The following is a 2559-nucleotide window of genomic DNA, read 5'->3' on the forward strand; positions in this document are numbered from 1 at the left end:
CAGCTATTGGCTGGAGAGCTTGTTGGATTGGATTTGAACACATGAAAGGGAAAAAAGCAAATAAAAATCTAACTAGCTGCCGAATCACAGCACCGGCACAAAGAGGACGAATTTTTTTGGACAGACTCACATTTCCCGTAAAAAAGATGAATGCCCGCACTACCCCCGACATGCAAATGCCAGAAAACAACTCGCTAACTTCCAGAGATTTGTGGCACTGGTGTAGACTTTGGGAATGGGAACAATATAAGCACCCTGCCACAAATAATCTTTCGCTCACAACCTCAGATAAAAAAGATTTGCAGAAAATAGCTCAAAGATTAACCGACTACTGCCAACAAAATCTGTCTAAGAAATTCATCCAGAAAGCAGCTTCCCTTTATGAAGCATGCCATATACAAAAGTCTGGAAACGGCTATACCGGAAAACCACTTGTAGCTCCTGATGAGAAAACATCGCAAGACATTACATGGCAATACATCGAAAACATGCTGAGCGGATTTGCTGCCGATTATCTGAGGAGCGGTAATAATCAAGTAAAGAATCTTTATTTCAGCACATTACGTTATGCAATTAACCAAGGATTTGCCTATGGTAGTGGAATGGGCACCAACCATCATTATGGTTATCAAACCCGACAGATCTACATCTCAGCCTGGCTGATGCGAAATGAAATCTACCAGCAACCCGACAAAAAGGAAATTCTGGACATGCTTACTTATTGGTCAGGAATTCAGGAAACAAGAAAGCCTTATCAGGAAGGAAGAGATGAATTGCTGGATACCTGGCACACTTTACTCATACCCAAAGTAGTAGCAGCTCTTCTTCCTGAGAAAGAAACAGAACAAATGTGGCAGATGAAGCAGCTATCGGAATGGCTTTCTACCTCGTTATGTTTCACCCCAGGAACATTAGGAGGAATAAAAGTTGACGGAACCGCATTCCATCATGGAGGATTCTATCCGGGATATACAACCGGGGCGCTTGGAGCTGTAGGCAGTTACATTGGCCTTACTCTTGACACCCCTTATCAAATCAGCCCAACAGGACGAAAAGTATTCCGTACAGCATTAGAAGGCATGCGCAACTATTGCAACTTACAAGAGTGGAGTCCCGCACTGGGTGGACGCCATCCGTTCAGCGGAAGAATGGAGAAATCAGACATTGAAGCATTTGCCAAGCTTGCATTGGCAGAAAAGCCTAAAGGAAAAGAATTTGACCCACAACTGGCATCAGATTATCTTCGCCTACAAACAGCTTCTACCCCATCAGGAGAGTTCTTTCGTTTAAAAGGATGTCAACCTGCTTCGAATCCGGAAGGTTTCTTTGTTTTTAATTATGGTTCTGCCGGAATATATCGTTACCAACAATACATGATTACCCTGAAAGGATACAACACTGATGTATGGGGGGCCGAAATCTACCAGAAAGACAACCGCTACGGACGTTATCAAAGTTATGGAGCTGTATTGATTATGGGAAATGGACACCCTGTATCTAGAAAAGGAAGTGGCTTCAAAGAAGAAGGCTGGGACTGGAACCGCATGCCTGGTACAACCACCATCCATCTTCCATTTGACTTGTTAGATAGTCCTCTCAAAGGCACTAACATGGCTCGTTCTAAAGAAAATTTCTCAGGAAGCACATCTCTGGAAGGGAAATATGGGATGTTTGCTATGAAACTTATGGAACGTGAATTAAAAAACTTTACTCCTGATTTTGTAGCACGTAAATCTGTAACCTGCTTTAATAACCGAATCATCTGTCTGGGAAGTGGCATATCGAACAGTAATATAAACTATCCTACAGAAACGACCTTATTCCAATGCGCCTTACCCGCTGAATACCAATCTAAAACTTTGGAAGATTCTTGTACGCTAAGAGATCCTTTCGGTAATTATTTCTACATACAAAAAGGAAAGCCTCGCCAGACAGAAGGCTTGCAACATTCATTTCATAATAAAAGCCAGAAAGTAACTGAAGGGAAGTTCCTTACAGCTTGGATAGACCACGGAAAGACTCCTCAAAATGCAGAATACGAATATTTAATTCTGCTCTGCCCTACAGAAAAAGAAAGAAAGGAAGCCAGACAAAGCTATATCATCAAGCAACAGGATTGTCAGGCCCACATCGTATTTGACAAACCGACACAGGTTACAGCCTGTAGCTTTTTTGAGGCATACCAAAATGCACAGGCAGACCTGATACAACAAGCGGATGCAGAAACTCTTGTTATGTATAAGAAAAATGAATCAGATATCCAGCTCAGCATTTGTTCTCCCAACCTGAATATTGAGGAAAAAACTTACACGACCTCTCAGCCAAGCCGGCCCATCGTAAAGCAAATTACGATAAAAGGGAAATGGAGTTCCACTGGAAATCCGCAAGTCAGACTTCAAACAGATAAAGAGGGTAACACATTAATTCAAGCTACCTGCCAACATGGACAACCACAAGAAATCACCCTAAAACCTGCTTCACAAACAGAATAAGACGCTTTTTGAACAATTTTACCCTATAAAAATCAAGTAATAAGGCTAACTTTGAGACCAAATTTAA

At 41.8% G+C, this 2559-nt stretch carries 1 protein-coding gene; it reads left to right on the top strand.

Translation table 11 applies throughout. The annotated features are described in order from the left end of the window. The first annotated feature begins 5 nt into the window (after positions 1-5). On the top strand, positions 6-2492 hold the full coding sequence (locus ACMJ0U_RS06245; RefSeq protein WP_417128921.1) for a chondroitinase family polysaccharide lyase: 2487 nt from the start codon (positions 6-8) through the stop codon (positions 2490-2492). The last annotated feature ends 67 nt before the right edge of the window (positions 2493-2559 follow it).

Origin of the sequence: Phocaeicola sp. (assembly GCF_048170425.1) — a bacterium.
Taxonomy (GTDB): Bacteria; Bacteroidota; Bacteroidia; order Bacteroidales; family Bacteroidaceae; genus Phocaeicola.